This is a genomic window from Acidovorax sp. NN32 (genome assembly GCF_057597245.1).
Window position 1 is genome coordinate 5,293,404 of record NZ_CP199679.1, and the last position, 20,010, is coordinate 5,313,413.

At 65.3% G+C, this 20,010-nt stretch carries 19 protein-coding genes and 1 riboswitch; of the genes, 4 read left to right on the top strand and 15 right to left on the bottom strand.

Features of this window, described 5'->3' with window-relative positions; translation table 11 throughout:
• Positions 1-34 precede the first annotated feature (34 nt).
• The 3 genes from metW to ACT89O_RS24480 all read right to left on the bottom strand — a co-directional run bounded on the left by metW (position 35) and on the right by ACT89O_RS24480 (position 2,445).
• The gene (metW, locus tag ACT89O_RS24470; protein WP_056056781.1) at positions 35-619 is read right to left on the bottom strand and encodes a methionine biosynthesis protein MetW; all 585 of its coding nucleotides are present in this window, start codon (positions 617-619) and stop codon (positions 35-37) included.
• Positions 616-1,746: a homoserine O-succinyltransferase MetX gene (gene metX / locus ACT89O_RS24475; RefSeq protein ID WP_487261456.1), complete on the bottom strand. Its 1,131-nt coding sequence runs from the start codon at positions 1,744-1,746 to the stop codon at positions 616-618. The genes metW and metX overlap by 4 nt, the downstream gene beginning before the upstream one ends.
• Positions 1,747-1,878: 132 nt before the next feature.
• Complete coding sequence (locus ACT89O_RS24480) at positions 1,879-2,445, bottom strand: TMEM165/GDT1 family protein (protein ID WP_487261457.1); 567 nt, start codon at positions 2,443-2,445, stop codon at positions 1,879-1,881.
• A gap of 9 nt (positions 2,446-2,454) precedes the next feature.
• A riboswitch (yybP-ykoY riboswitch) is annotated at positions 2,455-2,647 on the bottom strand.
• Between the two features lie 333 nt (positions 2,648-2,980).
• Here ACT89O_RS24480 and rbp (ACT89O_RS24485) point away from each other — a divergent pair.
• The gene (gene rbp, locus ACT89O_RS24485; protein ID WP_057271457.1) at positions 2,981-3,370 is read left to right on the top strand and encodes an RNA-binding regulator; all 390 of its coding nucleotides are present in this window, start codon (positions 2,981-2,983) and stop codon (positions 3,368-3,370) included.
• Between the two features lie 272 nt (positions 3,371-3,642).
• A complete protein-coding gene (gene rbp / locus ACT89O_RS24490; protein WP_121508090.1) occupies positions 3,643-4,179 on the top strand; it encodes an RNA-binding regulator in 537 nt (178 codons plus the stop codon).
• Between the two features lie 131 nt (positions 4,180-4,310).
• On the opposite strand, the gene ACT89O_RS24495 is transcribed toward rbp (ACT89O_RS24490), so the two are convergent.
• The 4 genes from ACT89O_RS24495 to ACT89O_RS24510 all read right to left on the bottom strand — a co-directional run bounded on the left by ACT89O_RS24495 (position 4,311) and on the right by ACT89O_RS24510 (position 7,501).
• Positions 4,311-5,090: an SDR family oxidoreductase gene (locus ACT89O_RS24495; protein ID WP_121508089.1), complete on the bottom strand. Its 780-nt coding sequence runs from the start codon at positions 5,088-5,090 to the stop codon at positions 4,311-4,313.
• A gap of 27 nt (positions 5,091-5,117) precedes the next feature.
• The gene (gene lptC / locus ACT89O_RS24500; protein ID WP_121421699.1) at positions 5,118-5,741 is read right to left on the bottom strand and encodes an LPS export ABC transporter periplasmic protein LptC; all 624 of its coding nucleotides are present in this window, start codon (positions 5,739-5,741) and stop codon (positions 5,118-5,120) included.
• A gap of 67 nt (positions 5,742-5,808) precedes the next feature.
• Complete coding sequence (locus ACT89O_RS24505) at positions 5,809-6,369, bottom strand: KdsC family phosphatase (protein WP_487261458.1); 561 nt, start codon at positions 6,367-6,369, stop codon at positions 5,809-5,811.
• Positions 6,370-6,499: 130 nt separating this feature from the next.
• The gene (locus tag ACT89O_RS24510; protein WP_487261459.1) at positions 6,500-7,501 is read right to left on the bottom strand and encodes a KpsF/GutQ family sugar-phosphate isomerase; all 1,002 of its coding nucleotides are present in this window, start codon (positions 7,499-7,501) and stop codon (positions 6,500-6,502) included.
• A 125-nt stretch (positions 7,502-7,626) separates the two neighbouring features.
• On the opposite strand from ACT89O_RS24510, the gene ACT89O_RS24515 reads away from it, so the two are divergent.
• A complete protein-coding gene (locus ACT89O_RS24515; protein ID WP_055401241.1) occupies positions 7,627-9,612 on the top strand; it encodes a monovalent cation:proton antiporter family protein in 1,986 nt (661 codons plus the stop codon).
• Positions 9,613-9,828: 216 nt separating this feature from the next.
• Here the strand turns inward: ACT89O_RS24515 and ACT89O_RS24520 are convergent, their stop codons facing one another.
• On the bottom strand, positions 9,829-12,882 hold the full coding sequence (locus ACT89O_RS24520) for an EAL domain-containing protein (protein ID WP_487261460.1): 3,054 nt from the start codon (positions 12,880-12,882) through the stop codon (positions 9,829-9,831).
• A gap of 194 nt (positions 12,883-13,076) precedes the next feature.
• Between ACT89O_RS24520 and ACT89O_RS24525 the strand changes: the two genes are divergently transcribed.
• The gene (locus ACT89O_RS24525) at positions 13,077-13,631 is read left to right on the top strand and encodes an adenine phosphoribosyltransferase (RefSeq protein WP_121421703.1); all 555 of its coding nucleotides are present in this window, start codon (positions 13,077-13,079) and stop codon (positions 13,629-13,631) included.
• Positions 13,632-13,676: 45 nt separating this feature from the next.
• Here ACT89O_RS24525 and ACT89O_RS24530 read toward each other — a convergent pair whose 3' ends face one another.
• The 7 genes from ACT89O_RS24530 to rpmH all read right to left on the bottom strand — a co-directional run bounded on the left by ACT89O_RS24530 (position 13,677) and on the right by rpmH (position 19,579).
• A complete protein-coding gene (locus ACT89O_RS24530; protein ID WP_055401235.1) occupies positions 13,677-14,594 on the bottom strand; it encodes a hypothetical protein in 918 nt (305 codons plus the stop codon).
• A gap of 110 nt (positions 14,595-14,704) precedes the next feature.
• Positions 14,705-15,196, bottom strand: a complete 492-nt coding sequence (locus ACT89O_RS24535) for a Crp/Fnr family transcriptional regulator (protein ID WP_487261461.1) — start codon at positions 15,194-15,196, stop codon at positions 14,705-14,707.
• A gap of 143 nt (positions 15,197-15,339) precedes the next feature.
• Entirely contained in the window at positions 15,340-16,764 is a 1,425-nt protein-coding gene (mnmE, locus tag ACT89O_RS24540; protein WP_487261462.1) for a tRNA uridine-5-carboxymethylaminomethyl(34) synthesis GTPase MnmE, read from the bottom strand.
• A gap of 95 nt (positions 16,765-16,859) precedes the next feature.
• The gene (yidC, locus tag ACT89O_RS24545) at positions 16,860-18,569 is read right to left on the bottom strand and encodes a membrane protein insertase YidC (RefSeq protein ID WP_121421705.1); all 1,710 of its coding nucleotides are present in this window, start codon (positions 18,567-18,569) and stop codon (positions 16,860-16,862) included.
• Positions 18,566-18,859 (bottom strand): membrane protein insertion efficiency factor YidD, encoded by a 294-nt coding sequence (yidD, locus tag ACT89O_RS24550; RefSeq protein WP_055401258.1) that lies wholly within the window; start codon positions 18,857-18,859, stop codon positions 18,566-18,568. Before yidD ends, yidC begins: the two co-directional genes overlap by 4 nt.
• Positions 18,856-19,371, bottom strand: coding sequence for a ribonuclease P protein component (locus tag ACT89O_RS24555; RefSeq protein ID WP_487261463.1), 516 nt, complete (start codon positions 19,369-19,371; stop codon positions 18,856-18,858). Before ACT89O_RS24555 ends, yidD begins: the two co-directional genes overlap by 4 nt.
• Positions 19,372-19,444: 73 nt before the next feature.
• Positions 19,445-19,579 (bottom strand): 50S ribosomal protein L34, encoded by a 135-nt coding sequence (rpmH, locus tag ACT89O_RS24560; protein WP_005798102.1) that lies wholly within the window; start codon positions 19,577-19,579, stop codon positions 19,445-19,447.
• Positions 19,580-20,010 lie beyond the last annotated feature (431 nt).

Consider the following 20,010-nt stretch of genomic DNA (forward strand, 5'->3'; position numbering starts at 1 on the left):
CGATGCGTTTGACAGCGTCGTGTCGCGAGGATGCCTACGCGTGTTCGAAGTGAAAAACGGCCGTGCCCGCGCGTGCATTAGGCAGCCAGCGCACCTCTTGCCCGTCCTGCAGCCCGAAGGAGTCGAGGATGCGCAGGCTGTTCTTGGTGGCCAGCACTTCGAAGTCTTTGTAGGTGCCCACGCGGATGTTGGGCGTGTCGTACCACTGGTAGGGCAGGCGCCGCGTCACCGGCATGCGCCCGCGCAGGATGGACAGGCGGTTGGGCCAGTGCGCAAAGTTAGGGAAGGCCACCACACCCGTGCGGCCCACACGCGCTGTCTCGCGCAGCATGGTTTCGGCATTGCGCAGGTGCTGCAGCGTGTCGATCTGCAGCACCACGTCAAAGCTGTTGTCGCCAAACATCGCCAGCCCCTCGTCGAGGTTGAGCTGGATCACATCCACGCCGCGCTGCACGCAGGCCAGCACGTTGGCGTCGTCGATCTCCACGCCATAGCCGCTGCAGCCGCGCTCGCGCTGCAGGTAGTCGAGCATGGCGCCGTTGCCACAGCCCAGGTCGAGCACGCGCGAGCCGGGGGGCACCAGGCGCGCCAAGGCTTGCATCGCCGCTTTTTCGGTCATGGTTGCAACTCCTTGGCAATGCTATCGAAGTAAGAGCGCATGACGCCCATGTACCGGGCGTCATCGAGCAAAAAGGCATCGTGCCCGTGGGGCGCGTCGATCTCGGCGTAGCTCACGCTGCGACGGTTGTCGAGCAAGGCCTTCACGATCTCGCGGCTGCGCTTGGGTGAGAAGCGCCAGTCGGTGGTGAAGCTCACCAGCAGGAACCTGGCCTGCGCCCGGGCCAGGGCCCGCGTGAGGTTGCCGGCATGGGTGCGCGCGGGGTCGAAGTAGTCCAGCGCCCGGGTGATGAGCAGGTAAGTGTTGGCGTCGAAGTAGTCGCTGAACTTGTCGCCCTGGTAGCGCAGGTAGCTTTCGATCTGGAACTCGATGTCCTGCGTGCTGTATTTCAGCTCCAGGCCTTCGCGCAGCTGCCGGCCGAACTTCTCGTTCATCACGTCGTCGCTCAGGTACGTGATGTGACCGATCATGCGGGCGATGCGCAGGCCACGCTTGGGGATCACGCCGTGGCGGTAAAAGTGGCCGCCGTGGAAGTCCGGGTCGGTCACGATGGCGCGGCGGGCCACTTCGTTGAAGGCAATGTTCTCGGCTGTGAGGTTGGGGGCGCTGGCCACCACCACCGCGTGGCGCATGCGCTCGGGGTACTGCAGCGTCCACGAAAGTGCCTGCATGCCGCCCAGGCTACCACCCAGCACGGCGGCCAGTTGCTCGATACCCAGGCGGTCGAGCAGGCGGGCCTGGGCGTTGACCCAGTCTTCCACCGTGACCACCGGGAAGTCCGCGCCATAGACCTCGCCCGTATCGGGATGGTTGTGCATGGGGCCGGTGGAGCCAAAGCAGGAGCCCAGGTTGTTCACGCCGATCACGAAGAAGCGGTCGGTGTCCACGGGCTTGCCGGGGCCGATCATGTTGTCCCACCAGCCCTCACTCTTGTCCTGCCCGGCGTAGACGCCTGCTACATGATGCGAGGCATTGAGGGCGTGGCACACGAGCACGGCATTGGAGCGGTCGGCATTGAGCGTGCCGTAGGTCTCGTAAGCCAGGTGGTAGTCGCGGATGGACGCACCGCTTTGCAGCGGCAGGACCTCCGGAAAATGCATGGACTGGGGCGTGGCAAGAAACGACATAAAAAAACCCGGCGTCGCTAAAAACGAGGCCGGGCGGATGTGTCGGACGGGTCTTTAGCAGGATTTATAAAGCGCCCGCAAGCTGTGGCAAATCGGCGCGTCTGGCAAATATACCAAAACGGCCGCTGCTGCTCACCCGGCGGGCGTGAAGATCGCCACCAGCCCCAGCACCAGAAAAATCACCGCCGAGACCACATGGACGGCGCGAATGGGCACGCGGCGAGTGATGCGCTCGCCCAGCCATACCACCGGCGCGTTGGCGATCATCATGCCGAGCGTGGTGCCCGCCACCACCCACAGGTAGGCGTTGTACTGCGCGGCCAGCATGACGGTGGCGATCTGGGTCTTGTCGCCCATTTCGGCCAGGAAGAATGCGACCACGGTGGTGCCAAACACCCCCCAGCGTGGCGATCCGTCGGCTTCGCCTTCGTCCAGCTTGTCGGGGATCAGCATCCACACCGCCATGGCGATGAACGACGCACCCAGGATCCAGCGCAGCACCTGGGGGCCGAGGAACGTGGTCACCCAGGCACCCAAAGCCCCGGCCAGGCCGTGATTCACCACGGTCGCCACCAGGATGCCAAGCACGATCGGCCAGGGTTTGCGAAAACGTGCGGCCAGCACGAGCGCGAGCAGCTGCGTCTTGTCGCCCATCTCGGCGAGCGCGACGATGGCGGTAGAAATGAAGAAGGCTTCCATGGGGGAGGGGGTCCTATCCGGCCGGATGGGTGGAAAACGCATTGACTGCACCCCGACTCCGGCCATGTGGATCGGTTTGCAGTCAATGGTCTCGCCCAGCTCAAAAGCCGCATACGCCATAGGTTTCGAAGAACCCAAGTGTGTTGACGCATGCCCCCGGCGCATTGCGCAGCCGGGCGGGCTACTCCCCAAAGACTCGCGGATTTTACCCTGCTTCCGACAGGGAAAACAGGCGGGTGGTTGCCGAAAGGTGGCGACGGGCCAGGTTCGGGTGGCTGTTCAGACCCTGCGGGTTTCCCCTGAAAACCGCCGTTGCACGCTCCAAAATACCCACAAATTTGTGCAGGATGGATGGCTTGATCCAGAAATAAACCCCACACGCCTCATAAAGTGATTAATAATGGGTTCGCTTTTCTGCTTGCAGGAAAGCAGTTAGCTTAGCGGTGAATGGTCAGTTTCGCGTCTTTGAAGTCGTCACAGGTTTGTTGATTGCGTCGGACTCCATCGCGTTTTTGTGTTTTTTCAGGAGTCCTTCATGGGCAACAAACTTTACGTGGGCAACCTGCCCTACTCTTTCCGCGACGAAGATCTGCAACAGACCTTCAGCCAGTACGGCTCGGTCGGCAGCGCCAAGGTCATGATGGAGCGCGACACCGGCCGCTCCAAGGGTTTCGGCTTTGTCGAAATGGGCAGCGATGCTGAAGCCCAAGCCGCCATCCAAGGCGTGCATGGCACCAATTTCGGCGGCCGTGACCTCGTGGTCAACGAAGCCCGTCCCATGGAGCCCCGCGCTCCCCGTAGCGGCGGCTTCGGCGGCGGCAACGGTGGTGGCGGCGGCTACGGCGGTGGTGGCGGCGGTTACGGCGGTGGCCGTAGCGGCGGCGGCGGTGGTGGTGGTTACGGCGGTGGCCGTAGCAGCTACTAAAAAGACCTTGCTGGCAGACCTTTGCGGTCTGCCAAAGGCAAAACAAAGGAGCCCCTGGGCTCCTTTTTTCATGCCTGCGCGGCATCGCCACCACAGTCGGCATTGCCGCTTGCTTTTTCCGCAAAAGTGTGGCGCATAATGAGCCAGCGGGGTTTCCCCCGCTTAAAGTTTGCGGTGATCCGTCAGTTTCGCGCTGAGAGCGTCATTGAGATTAGCTGGCTGCGTTTTCGGGACTCCATCGCTTTTTCCATGTGTTTTTGAGGAGTCCCTCAATGGGCAACAAACTGTACGTCGGCAACCTGCCGTACTCGGTGCGCGACAGCGATCTCGAACAGGCCTTTGGCCAATTCGGCGCAGTGACCAGCGCCAAGGTCATGATGGAGCGCGACACAGGCCGCTCCAAGGGCTTTGGTTTCGTGGAAATGGGCAGTGACGCGGAAGCCCAGGCCGCCATCAATGGCATGAATGGCCAGCCACTGGGTGGCCGCAGCATCGTCGTGAACGAAGCACGCCCCATGGAGCCCCGCCCACCCCGCAGTGGCGGATTTGGCGGCGGTGGTGGCGGTTACGGCGGCGGCGGTGGTCGCAGTGGTGGCGGCGGTTACGGCGGTGGCCGTGAAGGCGGCGGCGGTGGTGGTTATGGCGGCGGCCGCGAGGGTGGCGGCGGTTACGGCGGCGGTGGTGGCGGTGGCCGCAGCGAAGGCGGATTCCGCAGCCCCTACGGCTCTGGCTCCCGCAACGGCGGTGGCGGCGGTGGCCGCAACGGCGGTGGTGGCGGCTATGGTGGCGGTGGTGGCAACGGCTACTGAAGCAGGCCAGTGACGTTTCTCTGAAAGCCCCCTCGGGGGCTTTTTCATGCACGACCGCCACGTCTTGCTTCTATCGCAGCCAGGACCGCCCCGAACCGGCGGCCAAAAACCACCTCCGGTGGACCTAGGAGCTACTGCTCGCTCTGCCGCCGCTTGCGCGGGCGCCCGGCCAGCAGCTTGTCGAACAGCACGTTCGGCACCATGCGCAGCAACTTGGCAACCACCCCCATTTGCCAGGGGATGACCCGGTAGCTGACACCGGCCGTGATGGCCCGGAAGGCACGGTCCGCAAAATCATCGGCCTGCATCAGAAACGGCATGCTGTAGCGGTTCTGGCGGGTGAGCGGCGTGTCGATGTAGCCCGGAGAAATGGTGACCACACGCACTCCGTGGGGGCGCATCTCCCCGCGCAGGCTCTCGCAGTAGCTGATGACGGCCGCCTTGCTGGCGCAATACGCACCATGCCCGGGCAGGCCACGGATGCCTGCCACGCTGCCGATGCCCACCAGCGTGCCGCTGCCACGCTGCGCCATCGCGTCCGCAAAGGGATGGAAGGTGGCCGCCACGCCGATGTTGTTGGTGGCAAAGGTGCGTGCCATCACCTCGATGTCGTCGCGCACTGCCGTGTCCATGCCCACACTGATGCCCGCATTGGCAATGACCACGTCAGGCACCCCTTGGCGTGCGATGCAATCGCGGCCCGCAGCAACGATGCTGTCGGTCACGGCCACATCTGCACTATAAATTTCGTAGCTGTCAGCGCTTATTCCTTGAGCGCTAGCCCATGTTTTGACCTCAGAGGTGCGGCGCGCCACCAGGGCCAGGCGGTAGCCCGACCGGTGAAAGCGCAGGGCCAGGGCCTGGCCGATGCCGCTGGACGCGCCGGTGATGAAGACAAGGGGAGTGGTCATGCAGGTTCCGGACGTGGGCAACGCGTACTAGGGTTTGGCCGCGCCAGGCTGGAGCACGCCACGCACACGTCCGCGCAGCTGCAGCACCTGGTCGAGGTTGTCGTAGTCCATGCCGTCGGCCGTGAAGCGATCATTGCCGCGCGTGAGGGTGACGGGCTTGTCGGAACGCACGCGCTCGGTGTTGGTGTAGGCGTGCAGGAATTCGCTGCGGAACTCCAGCCGAGGCTGGGCGGGTGACCCAGGCTTGGCGGGCAGGGGCTCGCGCGTGACGATGGCATTTCCAAACAGCTGCACCTCCGAACCATCGGCGTTGGTCAGGGCGCGGTCTGCCGTGGCCACGGTGAGGCGGCCCTGCGGCGTCACCGAGCGCATGCGCGCTTTGTCGATCTCCAGCGTGTCGGAGTCGGGGTAGTGCCGCGCTTCTTCGCCCTGCACTTCGCTTTGCAGGCGCCCGCTCGCGTCAAAGCTTTTTACCGAGAACGACTTCATGAAATAGTCGGGCTGGTTGCCTTGTTGGCGCTCGATGGCAGGCAGCAGGGGCATGGGCGCGTTGCGCACCAGCCACCAGGTGCCCAGCGCCAGCAGCCCCATGAGCACGACGGGCAGATAGAGCGAGAACTGTTCCCAGCCCTGGCGGACCCAGTTGCGCATCACGGTGTTGCCTCCGGGCTAGGCACGACAACCTGGCAGGTGGGGAAAGAGCGCAGAAAACCCCGGTTCATGCGGTGTACTCCGCCAGCAGTGCGGCATAGCGGCCCGAGGCCACCAGCAGCAGATCACACAGTTCGCGCGCGGCACCATCGCCGCCCCGGGCCTGCGTCACAAAATGGGCGGCGTGGCGCACTTCGGCCTGGGCGTTGGCCGGGGCGCACGCGAAAGCACTGCGGCGCATCACCGGCAGGTCGGGCCAGTCGTCACCCATCGCAGCAGCCTGGGACCAGTCCAGCCCCAGCGTGGCCAGCATCTGCTCAGCGGCGGGGCGTTTGTCTTCGGTGCCGAACACCGCGTGTTCGACCCCCAGCGCCTTCAGGCGCACGCGCAGCGGTGCGGAGTCGCGGCCCGTGATGACCGCAGGCGTGATGCCTGCCTTTTGCAGCAGCTTGAGCCCATGCCCGTCCAGCGTATTGAAGCGCTTGAGCGTTTCGCCCGATTCGCTGAAATACAGGCCGCCATCGGTCAGAACGCCATCGACATCAAAGAAAGCGATACGCACGCTCTGGGCGCGCAGCAGCAGCTCGGGGGGAAATTGCAGCACCGGAAAGGTCACGTCAGAAGTCATCACGCAGCGTTTGAACAAGCACGGCCAAAGCCAGTGCACCCGTGGAACCGGCTTCGCCGGGCCAGGGGGTGCGTCTCCCCTTCAAGGGGGGAAGGCGCGAAGCGACTCAGGGGGGTCCTATCCAATGAGGTCATATGACTTTGGCTCGCATCAGGTCGCCGATGTGCACCACCCCCGTGAGCACCCCTCCCGCATCCACCACCAGCACGCTGGTGATGGCATGCGCCTCCATCATTTCGGCGGCGTCCACCGCAAGGGCATCCGGGGCAATGCGGCGCGGGTGGGGGTGCATGACCTGGCCCGCCGTGGCCGTGCGCAGGTCGGCCCCGGCCTCAATGCGGCGGCGCAGGTCGCCGTCGGTGAAGATGCCCAGCACCTGGCCAGCAGCATCCACGATGGCCGAGGCGCCCAGGCCCTTGGCACTCATTTCGCGCATAAGGTCGCTGAAGGAGGCGTCGGGCGCCACACGCGGCACCTCGCTGCCGGTGCGCATGACATCGCTCACATGGGTGAGCAGCTTGCGCCCCAGCGCACCGCCAGGGTGCGAACGGGCAAAGTCTTCAGGGCGGAAGCCCCGGGCGTCGAGCAGGGCTACGGCCAGCGCGTCACCCATGGCCAGCTGGGCCGTGGTGCTGGCGGTGGGGGCCAGGTTCAGGGGACAGGCCTCACGCTCCACGCTGCAGTCGAGCACCAGGTCGGCATGGCGGGCGAGCGTGGACTGCAGCCCGCCGGTCATCGCGATCAGCGGGGCGCCCAGGCGCTTGAGCACGGGCAGGATGGCCGTCAGTTCACCACTTTCGCCACTGTTGGAGATCGCCAGGACCAGGTCGTCGCCCGTGACCATGCCCAGATCGCCGTGGCTGGCCTCGGCCGGGTGCACAAAAAACGCCGGCGTGCCCGTAGATGCCAGCGTGGCTGCAATCTTGCGGCCCACGTGGCCGCTTTTGCCCATGCCCATCACCACCACACGGCCACGGGCCTGCAGCACCATCAACACAGCCTCGGCAAACACGCCATCGACGCGGGCCGCCAGCCCGGTCAGCGCCGCCGCCTCAATGTCAAAGGTCTCGCGGGCCAGGCGCAGGGCCTGTTCGGCGTCAAAAAGGGGCAGCGTGGCGGGCACAGGGATCATCCGGTGGATTCTATCGACCGGGCATGCCTGCGCGGGTGGCAGATTTTTTGCCCTGGCTCTGGCATGGACCCTGCTTCGGACAGAAAACACCGAGGGCCGCAGGAAGGCTCGGATAGCATCGAACCATGTCCTCACTCGCCCTCACCTTGCTTTACCTGTTGGCCGCAGTGCTGGGTGTTGTGGTCTGCCGCAGCCTCAAGCTGCCACCCATGCTCGGCTACCTGGCTGCGGGGGTGCTCATTGGCCCCCATGCGCTGGCGCTGACGCAGAACTCGGAAGGGGTGCGGCACCTGGGCGAGTTTGGCGTGGTGTTCTTGATGTTCGCCATCGGGCTGGAGTTCAGCCTGCCCAAGCTGCGCGCCATGCGGCGCCAGGTGTTCGGCCTGGGGCTGATGCAGGTGGTGCTGACGATGGTGGTGGTCACCGGCGCGGCACTGGTGCTCTCCCGCTGGGTGGGCGGCGTGTGGGATATGGGCTGGCAGACGGCGCTGGCGCTCTCGGGCGTGATGGCGATGAGCAGCACGGCCATTGTGGTCAAGCTCATGGCCGAGCGGGCCGAGCTCGAAAGCGAACATGGCCGCCGCGTGATGGGCATTCTGCTGTTCCAGGATCTGGCCGTGGTGCCGCTGCTGGTGTTGATCCCCGCGCTGAGTTCCTCGTCAGACCAGCTGCTGACCGCGCTGGCGTGGGCGCTGGTCAAGGCCACGGTGCTGGTGGGCATTCTGCTCACGGGCGGGCAGCGGTTCATGCGCTGGTGGCTCACGCTGGTGGCGCGGCGCAAGAGCGAGGAGCTGTTCATGCTCAACCTGCTGCTGATCACGCTGGGCCTGGCCTGGCTGACCGAACTGGCGGGGCTGAGCCTGGCGCTGGGCGCCTTCATCGCGGGCGTGCTGGTGTCCGAGACGGAGTACAAGCACCAGGTGGGCACGGACATCCGCCCGTTTCACGACGTGCTGCTGGGCCTGTTCTTCATCACCATCGGCATGATGCTGGACTGGCACATCCTGGTGGACCGCTGGGCGCTGGTGCTGGCCCTGCTGACGGTGCCGCTGGTGGTCAAGCTGGGGATCATCCTGGTGCTGGCCCGCAGCATGGGGGCCACCACGGGCGTGGCCCTGCGCACCGGGCTCTACCTGGCCCAGGCGGGGGAGTTCGGATTTGTGCTGCTGTCGCTCACGCAGGCCAACGGGCTGGTGCAGCCCGCGCTGATGAACCCCATCCTGGCCGCCATGGTGCTGTCGATGCTGGCGACGCCGTTTCTCATCATGTACAGCAACCGCATCGTAATGAAGCTGGTGGCCAGCGACTGGCTGCAGCAGTCGCTGCAGATGACGTCCATCGCGCGCAAATCCATCAACACCAGCAAACACGTGATCATCTGCGGCTACGGCCGCTGCGGACAAAACCTGGCGCGCATGCTGGAGCATGAAGGCATCCCCTATATGGCGCTGGACCTGGACCCGGACCGTGTGCGCCAGGCCGCCGCTGCGGGCGATTCGGTGGTGTATGGCGACGCCACCCGCCTGCAGGCGCTGATGGCCGCTGGCCTGGTGCGTGCCAGCGCGGTGGCGATCACCTACATCGACGTGCCGGCCGCCCTGAAGGTGCTGGCCAACGCGCGCTCGCACGCACCGCAGGTGCCCGTGGTGGTGCGCACGCAGGACGACCTGCACCTGGACAAGCTGCAAGAGGCGGGCGCCACCGAGGTCGTGCCCGAGGCCATCGAAGGCTCGCTAATGCTCGCCAGCCACGCGCTGGCCCTGGTGGGCGTGCCCATGCGCCGCGTGCTGCGCCTGGTGCAGGACCAGCGCGATGCGCGCTACAACCTGCTGCGCGGCTACTTCCACGGCGCCGACGACGACACGGCCAACGAGCGCGACCAAGAACGCCTGTCCACCATCAACCTGCCGCCCGGCTCCACAGCCCTGGGCCGCAGCCTGGGCCAGCTGGCCCTGCCCGCCATGGGCGTTCGGGTGGTGAACCTGCGGCGTGGCAACGGCCACATCAGCGCAGCGGAGGACGACGCACAGCTGGCCGAAGGCGACACGCTGGTGCTCTCAGGGCACCCGGCGGCGCTGGCACTGGCGGAGGACAAGTTGTTGCGGGGGTAGCAGGGTACATCCCCCTGAGGCACTGCGTGCCTTCCCCCTTCTCTCTACGCGCTACGCGCTCCGGGAAGGGGGACGATGCCCTCGCTGCGGGGCGGCCCTTGCTTGGCATCTCTCGCCTAGTGCGTGCCAGTGGCTGAGGCTGGCGCCAAAATTTGAACTAAATATGGCCCTAGCGCTTATCTATCAAGCGTCAATAGCTATATATTTAATAGCAAATTACAAAAGCTCGGCGGGCCCTGGCCGCCCGAACAGATAGCCCTGGAACTGCTGGCAACCGTTGCGCAACAGGAACGCGCGCTGCCCTTCGGTTTCCACCCCTTCGGCCACCACGTCCAGGCCCAGGCTGTGGGCCAGGGTGATGATGGTGCAGGCGATGGTGGCGTCGTTGGGGTCGGTGAGCACGTCGCGCACAAAGCTCTGGTCGATTTTGAGCTGGTCCAGTGGCAGGCGCTTGAGGTAGCTCAGGCTCGAATAGCCCGTGCCAAAGTCGTCCAGCGAGAAGCCCACGCCGAGCGTGCGCAGTGCCTGCATCTTGAGGATGCTGTCTTCCACGTCATGCAGCAGCAGGCTTTCGGTCAGTTCGAGCTTGAGGTGGGCCGGGTCCGCCCCGCAATCGCGCAGCACGCTGAGCACTTCATCGGCAAAGCCGGGTTGGCGAAACTCCTGCGCGCTCACGTTCACGGCCACGGTCCAGTCCGCAGTGTGCGGCGCTGTTGCCCAGAGCGCCAGCTGGCGGCAGGCCATGGTCAGCACCTGGCGCCCTAGCGCCAGGATCAGTCCGGTCTGCTCTGCCAGGGGGATGAAGTCGCCGGGAGGCACCATGCCGCGCTGCGGGTGGTTCCAGCGCACCAGCGCCTCGGCCCCCAGCACCTTGCCGGCCTCGTTCACCACCGGCTGGTAGTGCAGCAGGAACTCGTTGCGCAGAATGCCCTGCCGCATGTCGCCTTCCAGCGCCGACCTCGCAGACGCCGCCGCCTGCATGGCGGGGTCAAAGAAACACAGCGTGTTGCGGCCCTGCGCCTTGGCCTGGTACATGGCCAGATCGGCGCGCTGGAGCAGCTCCTGCACCGGCAGCTGCACACCGCGAAAAAGGGCAATGCCAATGCTGGGCGTGCTGTGCACTTCGCTGTTTTGCACCACGTAGGGCTCGTTCAGCGCCGCCAGCACCTTTTGCGCCACGGCCTCGGCTTCGGCGGCCGCAACGTCCACCTCGGCGTGGAGGCCCTGCAGCACCACCACGAATTCGTCGCCACCCAAACGCGCCACCGTGTCGGTGGCGCGCACGCAGGCGCCGATGCGCCCGCCTACCTGCACCAGCAGCCGGTCGCCCCACTCGTGGCCCATGGTGTCGTTGACGGCCTTGAAGTTGTCGAGGTCCAGGAACAGCAAGGCCCCGTGGCAGCGCTCCCGCGCGCACGCGTTGGCCGCACGGTCCAGCCGGTCCATGAGCAGTCGCCGGTTGGGCAGGCCTGTGAGTTCGTCATAAAAGGCCAGGCGCTGGATCTCGGCCTCGGCCAGCTTGCGTTCGGTGATGTCGCGCGCCACGCCCCGGTAGCCCGTGAACTGGCCAGCACCATCAAAGATGGGCTCCCCGCTGATGGAGACCCACACGGGCTTTCCGTCTTCGGTCAGGCGCTGCATTTCAAAGTCGTGGAACACCTCGTGCGCCTCCAGTTGCCTGCGGTGCTCCCTCCATTGGCCCTCGCTCACAAAGGTATTGGGCAGCTCCCAGCGCGTGCGCCCGTAGTGCATTTCGTCGGGTACACCGGCGTCGTTGTAGGGGCTGCCGTCCAGGCGCACAAAGCGGAACTGCGCATCCTGCTCCCAGTACCAGTCGGAGGACAGGTGGGTGAGGCTGCGCCAGCGCGATTCGCTCAGGCGCAAGGCCTCCAGGGTGCTCAGGTAGTCGGTCACGTCCGTGAAAGTGCGCACGCGCCCCCCTGGCTCCAGGGCCCGGGTGCGCACTTCGATGTAGCGGCCGTTGTGGGTGCGCCGCACATAGGTGTCCGGCATGGTGAGCTTGCCACCGTGGGCCGCATATTCCGACGCCACATAGTTGCGCGCCGTGGGTTCTATCAGCTCAAACCCCGTGCCGAAATCGCCCCGTTCGGTCTGAAACCGCACCACGTCCTCGACCTTGGGCTGGGCGGCCAGCAGGGATTCGGGCAGGTCGAGCAGCTCCAGATAGCGCCGGTTGTAGACCCGGATACGTCCCTCCGCATCCACGTTGGTAATGCCTTGCGACACGCTGGCCAGCGTGCCTTCGAGGGCGCGCGTCTTCTCCGCCAGCAACGCGCTGGTGCGCGCGAGTTCCACCTCAACCGCGCTGCGCGCCAGCTCGGCTCGGCGGGCCATTTCCAGCTGGCCCACGGTGTTGAGCAGGGGCTGGAGAAACTGCACGTCTGCCGCCGAATACCCCTCGGGCCGATTGGCCAGGCCCACCATGGCCACCAGTTCGCCCGCCGCATGGATAGGCAGCCCCAGGTAGGTGTGCAGCGGGGGATGGCCCGGGGGCGTGCCCGCGCTGCGCGTGTCGTGGCCTGCATCGTTGGTGAGCACCGGCTCGCCCGACACCAGCGCCGCGCCCACCAGGGACCGCAGGTTGTCGAACACCATGCCTTCTTCTGCGTGCTGGGCATAGAGGGCATGGGAGGCCTCATCCCAACTGATGTCCGTCATCGCATGCACCCGCAGGAAGGGATGCCCATCAGCGGCACGTTGTACCTGGCCCACCAGGCCAAAGGCACTTTGCGTGAGCGACATCAGCTCCTTGAGCAGGGCCTCGAACGCGGCGCGCGGGCCCGAACTGGCGATGAACATGGCCTGAGCGAGCGATATCGCCTGCAGCAACCGGTGCTGGCGCGTCAGCATGGCCTCTGCCACCAGCCGGGCACGGGCGCTGGAACTGCGCTCCAGCACCGCATCGATCTGCGCGGGCAGGGTCAGCAGATAGTCCAGCGCAGGGTCCTGCACAGCATAGTCATCAAAGCCGTGGCGCAGGGCCTGGGCCGCATGGGTCTCGGCGCCCTTGCGCACGATGATCATGGCCGGGACGCCATCGAGCAGCCGCAGCAGGTCAAAGGCCGAGCCATCGACGCTGCGCTGCGCCGCCAGCACAATGTCCGGCCTGCTGTGCTCCAGGTGGTCCCGGGCCTGCGCCAGCGACTGAGCCACATCCACCCGCCAGCCGGACCAGGGGTCTGCGAGCGCATCCACCACCGCCTGCGCGTGGTGATGATCGCTTTCGATCAGCAGGATGGAGATGGGCATGGCCGATCGGCGTTGTGGAGTGGTCCAACGGGGGGCGTTACCAAGGGTGTAACAGCACGGAAACATTATGGGGGCTTGCAGCGCTCCGGGCACACCCCCAGGGCACCCACCCCCGGCTGGATACACTTTGCCCCACAACGGCCTTTGGCCTGCGCACGTTTGCGCGTGCAGCCTTTCTTTACCCCCTCGATCCCATGCAGCCACTCAGCGTCAACGAATACCTCCGCCAGCACATCCGCACCGTACCCGACTGGCCCGCACCCGGTGTGCAGTTCCGGGACATCACCCCGCTGCTGCAGGACCCCAAGGTGTTCCGCGTGCTGATCGACGCCTTTGTGCACCGCTACATGGACAAGGCGCTGCGCCCGGATGTGGTGGCCGGGCTGGATGCACGCGGCTTCATCCTGGGTGCCGTGGTGGCCTATGAACTCAACGTGGGTTTTGTGCCCATCCGCAAGAAGGGCAAGCTACCCTTCACCACGGTAGAGGAAACCTATGAACTTGAATACGGCAGCGCCACGGTGGAACTGCACACCGACGCCGTAAAGGCAGGCGACCGCGTGCTGCTGATCGATGACCTCATTGCCACGGGCGGCACGATGATGGCGGGCCGCAAGCTGCTGGAGAAACTGGGCGCGACGGTGACCGAGGGCGCCGCCATCGTGGACCTGCCCGAGCTGGGAGGCTCCAAACGGCTGCGCGAATCCGGCCTGCCGCTGTACACGCTGGTGGACTTCGAGGGCCACTGATCACGGCCGCCCAGAGTCCGACGAACTGCGGCCCGCAGGGTCAGTTCAGTTCAGCTCGCCGTACTGGGTGCTGCTCAGGTCCGGCGCGGGGCCATCGGACCCGGGCATTTCGGTGTCTTCAAACCCCGTGGGCTGCGAAGGCGGCAGCAAAGGCCCCGAACGCACAGGCACACCGGGCTTGGCCGCTGCCAGCGGCACTGCGGCGGTGGTGCCTGCCGCCGAGGCCAGGGCGCGCTTGAACGCCGCCACTTCGTCCGCCTCGATGGGTTCGTACCGTGGTGCTGGGCGTGGTGCGGCGGCGGGCGCAGTGGGCGCCGCAGCAGGCGCAACCGCCGGAGCAGCCAGGGGAGGGCGCAGTGGCGCGGGGGCCGTGGCGGCGGCTGTCGGCACGGGCGCCACCGGGCGGGCCGGGGTGGCCACCACCGGAGCGGGTGCCGTAGCCACCGGAACCGGCCGCCGGGCCAGCGGTGGCGCTGCCTGCAGGGAAGCCCCCTGGGGCGCAACCCCCTTCTGGGGGATACCCACTGCCACGTGGTCATTGATGCGCCAGTACACGGCGGTTACCAGGATGTCGTAGCGGGTTTTGGCCGTCTGGGCAATCAGCGCCTCGATTTCGGACAGGCGCACAGTTTCTCCACCGTATTCACGCGCCAGGTCCATCATGACCAGAAACTGGCGCCCCCGCTGGTCCAGCGACAGCACCTTGAACTTGTAGCTGGCCGACAGCACACCGGCCCGCACCATCGCGTCGCGGACCACCGTGTAGAGCAGCTCGCGGCGCTCCATGCGTTCGTTCTTGCGGTTGGCGGCGTGCTCGGGAGGCAGGGGCTCCACCAGCGGTTTGCCCTGGCGGCCTGGCGAGAGCGGTACCGTGGCATCGGCATTCAACAGGCCCGACGGTTCGGCCATGGGCCGGGGCTTGGGGGGAGCAGGTTTGCGGCTAAACCAACTGAACAGAGACATGGCTTGCTTTCTACGGGACGGCGCCAGAAAAATCCAAATTGAGTGTAACTTGCTGTACACCCATTCTTGCCCCGCAAAAGCCCGCAGGCCACCACCACATCGGTGGTCTGTCAGGTGGCCGCAACGCGGCGGCGGCGATTGCCCAGCCGCTTGGCCAGTACCGCCCCAGCGGCCATCACCAGGCCCAGCGCAATGGCAGGCTGGCGGATGGAAAGTTCGGTGAAGCGGATGGCGGTCAGGCTCCACAGCTTGCAGGGCGCGCTGGCCTGCACGGTGGCGCTGCGGGAGCGGTGCGAGAAAAACGCACCTTCGCCCACCACGGAGCCTGCCCCGACGATCGCCAGACGCAAGCGCTCTTTTTCGTCCTGGTAGTGCACGCTCAGGCTGCCGCTTTCCACCAGGTACAAGGTGCGGTCTGTAGCGCCCTGCATGAACAACACCTGTCCGGCGGGCATGACCACGGGCAAAAGGTAAGACGAGAGGATGTCCCACTGCGCCTGGGTCAGCGGGTTGGTCATGCTGTCGTCGGCACTGGCCTGTGCGATGGCATCGATCAGACCTTGCAGGTCTACCTTGGAAACAACAGGCGTGGGAACATTCATGGTTTGCCGAAAGTACCCTTGTTACAGATTGCGCACAAGCGCTGTTTACGTCCATTTACAACATAAGCGACAGGCGGCGGCCTGTGCGCCCTGGTCGGATGCAAACCCGTTCTACCTGCGCGAGCAGCGGCCCTTCTGCGGGCCTATTTGCCAATACAAAAACTGGAAAAAATGACGCCCAGCAGGTCGTCCGAGCTGAACTCGCCGGTGATGGCGCTGAGGGCATTCTGGGCCAGGCGCAGCTCTTCGGCCAGCAGATCCAGCGCCGGGCCCGGTGCCTGCAGCTGGTCGGCCGCCTCTTGCAGGTGAGCCCCCACGGCCTGCAGTGCCTCCACATGCCGGGCGCGGGCAATGTAGAGGCCTTCCGGCGCAGACTGCCAGCCGGCTACTTCCAGAAGCAGGCGCCGCAGACCATCCAGGCCCTCGCCCGTCCGGGCAGACAGGTGCACGCCAGGCCGGGCGTTTTCACCCGCCGCCGCAGCCGCCCCTGGCGCCCGGTCGAGCTTGTTCCAGACGTCAATCACGGGAACGCTCTTGGGCATTTTTTGGGCCATGGCGCTTGCTATATCGGCGTCACCAGCTATGTATTCAGGAGCATCCGCACGCTCCAGGTCATGCAGGAACAGCACCGCGTCGGCCCCGGCAATCTCGTCCCAGGCGCGGGCGATGCCGATGCGCTCCACCTCGTCCTCGCTGTCGCGCAGGCCGGCGGTGTCGATGATGTGCAGGGGCACACCTTCGATCTGGATGGTCTGCTGCACCTTGTCGCGGGTGGTGCCTGCAATGGGGGTGACGATGGCCAGCTCGGCCCCCGCCAGTGCGTTGAGCAACGAGCTTTTACCGGCATTGGGCTGGCCTGCGATCACCACCTTGATGCCCTCGCGCAGCAGCGCGCCCTGGCGCGCCCGCTGCATCACAGAGGCCAATGTTTGCTGCAAATTCGATAGCTGTCCATGCGCATCTGCCTTGCGCAGGAAGTCGATTTCTTCCTCAGGGAAGTCCAGCGTGGCCTCCACCAGCATGCGCAGGTGGATGAGGGCATCACGCAGGCCATGGATCTCGGCCGAAAAAGCCCCGGTCAGCGAGCGGCTGGCGCTGCGGGCAGCCGCCTCGGTGCTGGCGTCGATCAGGTCGGCAATCGCCTCGGCCTGGGCCAGGTCGATCTTGTCGTTCAGAAAGGCGCGCTCGGTGAACTCGCCCGGCTGGGCGACGCGCAAGCCGCGCAGATTGGGCTGGCCGGTAGCAGGGTCGGTGGCGGCACCCGCCTCCAGGCAGCGTGCCAGCAGCAGTTGCAGCACCACCGGGCCGCCGTGGGCCTGCAGCTCCAGCACGTCTTCGCCGGTGTAGCTGTGCGGGCCGGGAAAGTACAGCGCCAGCCCCTGGTCGATGGCCTGGCCCTGCGCATCGCGAAAGGGCAGGTAGGTGGCCTCGCGGGGCTTGAGGGTGCGCCCGCAAACCGCCTGCACCAGCGCATCCAACCCGCGCCCTGACACGCGCACGATGCCGACGGCCCCACGCCCCGGGGCGGTGGCGATGGCGACGATGGGGTCTTGGTGGCGGGCAAGCATGGTGGTGACTGTACAGGGTGGATGGGCAAGAAAAAAGGCCGCTTGCGCGGCCTTTCGGGAGTCAGTTCATTGATGTCAGCGTTGCCGCTGCGGCATCACTTGAACTTCGGCAAGTTAAATTGCGGTGGCACGCCCATGCGGGTGTTGATGAGCCACTGCTGCGCAATCGACAGGATGTTGTTGGTCAGCCAGTACAGCACCAGGCCGGCCGGGAAGAAGAAGAACATCACGCTGAAGATCAGCGGCATGAACCACATCATCTTGGCCTGCATCGGGTCTGGCGGCGCGGGGTTCAGGGCTGTCTGCAGCAGCGAGCTGGCCGTCATCAGCAAGGGCAGGATGAAGAACGGATCCGGCGTTGAGAGGTCGTGGATCCAGCCGATCCAGGGCGCATTGCGCATTTCCACGCTGGACAGCAGCACCCAGTACAGCGCAATGAACACAGGGATCTGGATCATGATAGGGAAGCAGCCGCCCATCGGGTTGACCTTCTCCTCGCGGTAGATGCGCATCATCTCCTGCTGCATCTGCTGCGGCTTGTCCTTCAGGCGCTCGCGCATCTCCATGATCTTGGGGTTGATGGCCTTCATCTTGGCCATGCTGGCGTAGGCCTTGGCGTTGAGCCAGTAGAACGCGATCTTGAGCAACAGCACCAGGGCGACGATGGACCAGCCCCAGTTGTTCAGCAGCTTGTGCAGCTGGTCCAGCAGCCAGTACAGCGGCTTGGACAGGATGGTGAGCCAGCCATAGTCCTTGACCAGCTCCAGGCCGGGGTACAGCTTTTCCATCATCGTTTCGACCTGCGGGCCAGCGAACAGGCGCGCATCGATGGTCTTGGTGGCACCGGGCTCGATGGCGCCCAGCGAGGTCAGCATGCCCACGGAGTACAGGTTGGTGTCCACCTTGCGGGTGAAGGGCTCGCGCTGCACACCGTCGGCCAGCAGCCACGCTGTGGCGAAGTAATGCTGCACCATGGCCACGTAGCCGTTGGGCGAGTCCTTGGGGATGTCGATCTTGCCGTTGTCGATGTCCTTGAACTCGATCTTCTGGTACTTCTTGGCGTCGGTGTAGACGGCCGGGCCGGTGAAGGTGGAGTAGAACGACGACTCTCCGGGAGGCTTGTTGCCATCGCGCACCAATTGCAGGTACAGCTGGGGCGACACCGCTGCGCTGCCCGTATTGACGATGTCGTGCTTGACCGCGATGTCATAGGCGCCACGCTTGATGGTCCAGGTCTTGACCAGCTTCACGCCGCCCTGTGCAGGCGATTCGAAGCGAACGCTGATTTCATCTTCACCGTCCTTGAGTTCACGCGGGCCGGGCACCACGGTCATGGCAGTCTTGTGGGTGGGGAACGTGCCACCGATCAGGCCGGTTTGCGCCACATAAACGCGCTGGGCGCTTTCGTCCAGCAACAGGAAATTGCGGGCCTTGTCGGCCATGTCGGCGTGCTTGAGCAGCTCGGCATGCGTGAGCGAGCCGCCTTCGCTGTCAAAAACCAGTCGATACAGGTCGGTCTTGACTTCGATGCGCTCGCGGGGGGCAGGTGCTGCCGCAGCAGCCGCTGGCTGGCCCGGCACGGCGGAGGCCCCCGTCGCTGCAGCGGCCACGGGTGCACTCGTGGAAGGCACGCTGGCAGCCCCGGTCGCGCCCGACGCAGCGCCAGCAGCGGCGGGTGCCGTCACAGCGGGCGTGGTGGGGAAAAAGGTGGCCTTGTTGCCGTTGTGCAGCTGCCACTTGTCCCACAGCAGAACCATGGAAAAGCCAAAAATCACCCACAGGATGGTGCGGCGAATGTCGTTCATGAAGACTTCTTTGGTGAGGATGGTTGGGTGTTGGAAGGATGAAGCCGCGAGAAAAGCCGCATGCTGCGCGGCAATTGTTGCGGGACCGGGTCATGGCCCCCGTCACACCAGGGGTGGCAGCGTACCAGCCTGCGCACCGTGAGATAGCTACCCGCCGCAGCGCCATGCTGCTCCAGCGCCTGCAGCGAATAGGCCGAGCAGGTCGGTTCAAACCGGCATGACGAACCCAGCCAAGGGCTCAGGAACAGCCGGTAGCCCTTGACGACACCGATCAAGAGGCGCTGCATCAGCATGGCACCACCGACTCTGCAACACCACCTTGTTGCTGCGCGGGGGCAGCAGCACCGGCCCCACCTGCACGCCGTGCGGCGTAGCCAAACAGCTGCAACAGCTCTGCCCGCACCGCCTGCTTGAGCTGGTCGGACGTAGCGCTCACGAACTGCTTGCGGTCAAACGCCGTGCGCAGACGCACCACATGGGCGGCCTGCGGGAGCCGCGCTTCAAACGTGGCGCCCACGGTGTAGATCTGTCGCTTGATCGTGTTACGCGTCACCGCGCGGCGCGCCCAGCGCTTGGGCACCATGGCACCCAGCCAGACGCCCTGCACGGCAAACAGGGCCTGCGGCCCTTGCTGTTGTGGCAAGGAGCCGGGCCCTGTGGGTAAAGCAGCACTGGCTTGGCGGTCAGCCGCAGCACCTTCGGCATCCAGCACCAGACGGTGCAGCACAAAATGCGCTGTACGGGAGACAGTGCCCCCCGCCATGGTGGCCTGGAACTGCGGACGGGTTTTCAGCCTGTGCATGCAAGCGCCCCGTTTGGAACCTGGCAGTACAAGCCGGGAACAGGCGGGGAGCAGGCCGTAGACCGTAGCGGCCTTAGACGGCCAGGCGCTTGCGGCCCTTGGCGCGGCGTGCGTTGATAACGGCACGGCCGCCGCGGGTCTTCATGCGGACGAGGAAACCGTGGGTGCGCGCGCGGCGCGTCTTGGAGGGCTGATAAGTACGTTTCATGGTGCTATTCCTTGAGGTTCAGTTCCGGACTGCTGCTCTTGAACCCCCTGCAATCTGCGCAGCCACGCCCTGTACAACAGGACTTTGGCGGCAGATCCACGGGGCAGAAATAACGGCGCGCCGGGTCAAATCACCCTGAACACATTCAGGGAAACCCGAGATTATCGCAGGCTAGCCAGCTGCTGGCAATGCCTTTTGGCTGGCAGGCTTATCTCCGGATCACGTTTCGGCTTGTTTTATCGCGGCTTTTCGCGGGTTCACGGCAATTACAGCTGCGGTTTTCAATGGGTACACGCCAGCACCACAGCGCCCCCTGAACGACTATCAACACCTCTGACCACCGCAGTTTTCAAATTGTGGATAACTATTTGACAAGCTACAATCCGCCGCCCAGCCCCGTTCCTCCTATCCACAACAAGAATCCCCCTGAA

Coding starts and splice junctions, on each gene's coding strand:
- metW (WP_056056781.1), bottom strand. CDS start 619: ATGACCGAAAAAGCGGCGATGCAAGCCTTGGCGCGCCTGGTGCCCCCC.
- lptC (WP_121421699.1), bottom strand. CDS start 5,741: ATGCGCAACTGGGTCCGCCAGGGCTGGGAACAGTTCTCGCTCTATCTG.
- rpmH (WP_005798102.1), bottom strand. CDS start 19,579: ATGAAACGTACTTATCAGCCCTCCAAGACGCGCCGCGCGCGCACCCAC.
- ACT89O_RS24505 (WP_487261458.1), bottom strand. CDS start 6,369: ATGACTTCTGACGTGACCTTTCCGGTGCTGCAATTTCCCCCCGAGCTG.
- ACT89O_RS24480 (WP_487261457.1), bottom strand. CDS start 2,445: ATGGAAGCCTTCTTCATTTCTACCGCCATCGTCGCGCTCGCCGAGATG.
- rbp (WP_121508090.1), top strand. CDS start 3,643: ATGGGCAACAAACTGTACGTCGGCAACCTGCCGTACTCGGTGCGCGAC.
- ACT89O_RS24520 (WP_487261460.1), bottom strand. CDS start 12,882: ATGCCCATCTCCATCCTGCTGATCGAAAGCGATCATCACCACGCGCAG.
- ACT89O_RS24555 (WP_487261463.1), bottom strand. CDS start 19,371: ATGCACAGGCTGAAAACCCGTCCGCAGTTCCAGGCCACCATGGCGGGG.
- metX (WP_487261456.1), bottom strand. CDS start 1,746: ATGTCGTTTCTTGCCACGCCCCAGTCCATGCATTTTCCGGAGGTCCTG.
- mnmE (WP_487261462.1), bottom strand. CDS start 16,764: ATGCTTGCCCGCCACCAAGACCCCATCGTCGCCATCGCCACCGCCCCG.
- ACT89O_RS24535 (WP_487261461.1), bottom strand. CDS start 15,196: ATGAATGTTCCCACGCCTGTTGTTTCCAAGGTAGACCTGCAAGGTCTG.
- ACT89O_RS24495 (WP_121508089.1), bottom strand. CDS start 5,090: ATGACCACTCCCCTTGTCTTCATCACCGGCGCGTCCAGCGGCATCGGC.
- yidC (WP_121421705.1), bottom strand. CDS start 18,569: ATGAACGACATTCGCCGCACCATCCTGTGGGTGATTTTTGGCTTTTCC.
- rbp (WP_057271457.1), top strand. CDS start 2,981: ATGGGCAACAAACTTTACGTGGGCAACCTGCCCTACTCTTTCCGCGAC.
- ACT89O_RS24515 (WP_055401241.1), top strand. CDS start 7,627: ATGTCCTCACTCGCCCTCACCTTGCTTTACCTGTTGGCCGCAGTGCTG.
- ACT89O_RS24530 (WP_055401235.1), bottom strand. CDS start 14,594: ATGTCTCTGTTCAGTTGGTTTAGCCGCAAACCTGCTCCCCCCAAGCCC.
- ACT89O_RS24510 (WP_487261459.1), bottom strand. CDS start 7,501: ATGATCCCTGTGCCCGCCACGCTGCCCCTTTTTGACGCCGAACAGGCC.
- ACT89O_RS24525 (WP_121421703.1), top strand. CDS start 13,077: ATGCAGCCACTCAGCGTCAACGAATACCTCCGCCAGCACATCCGCACC.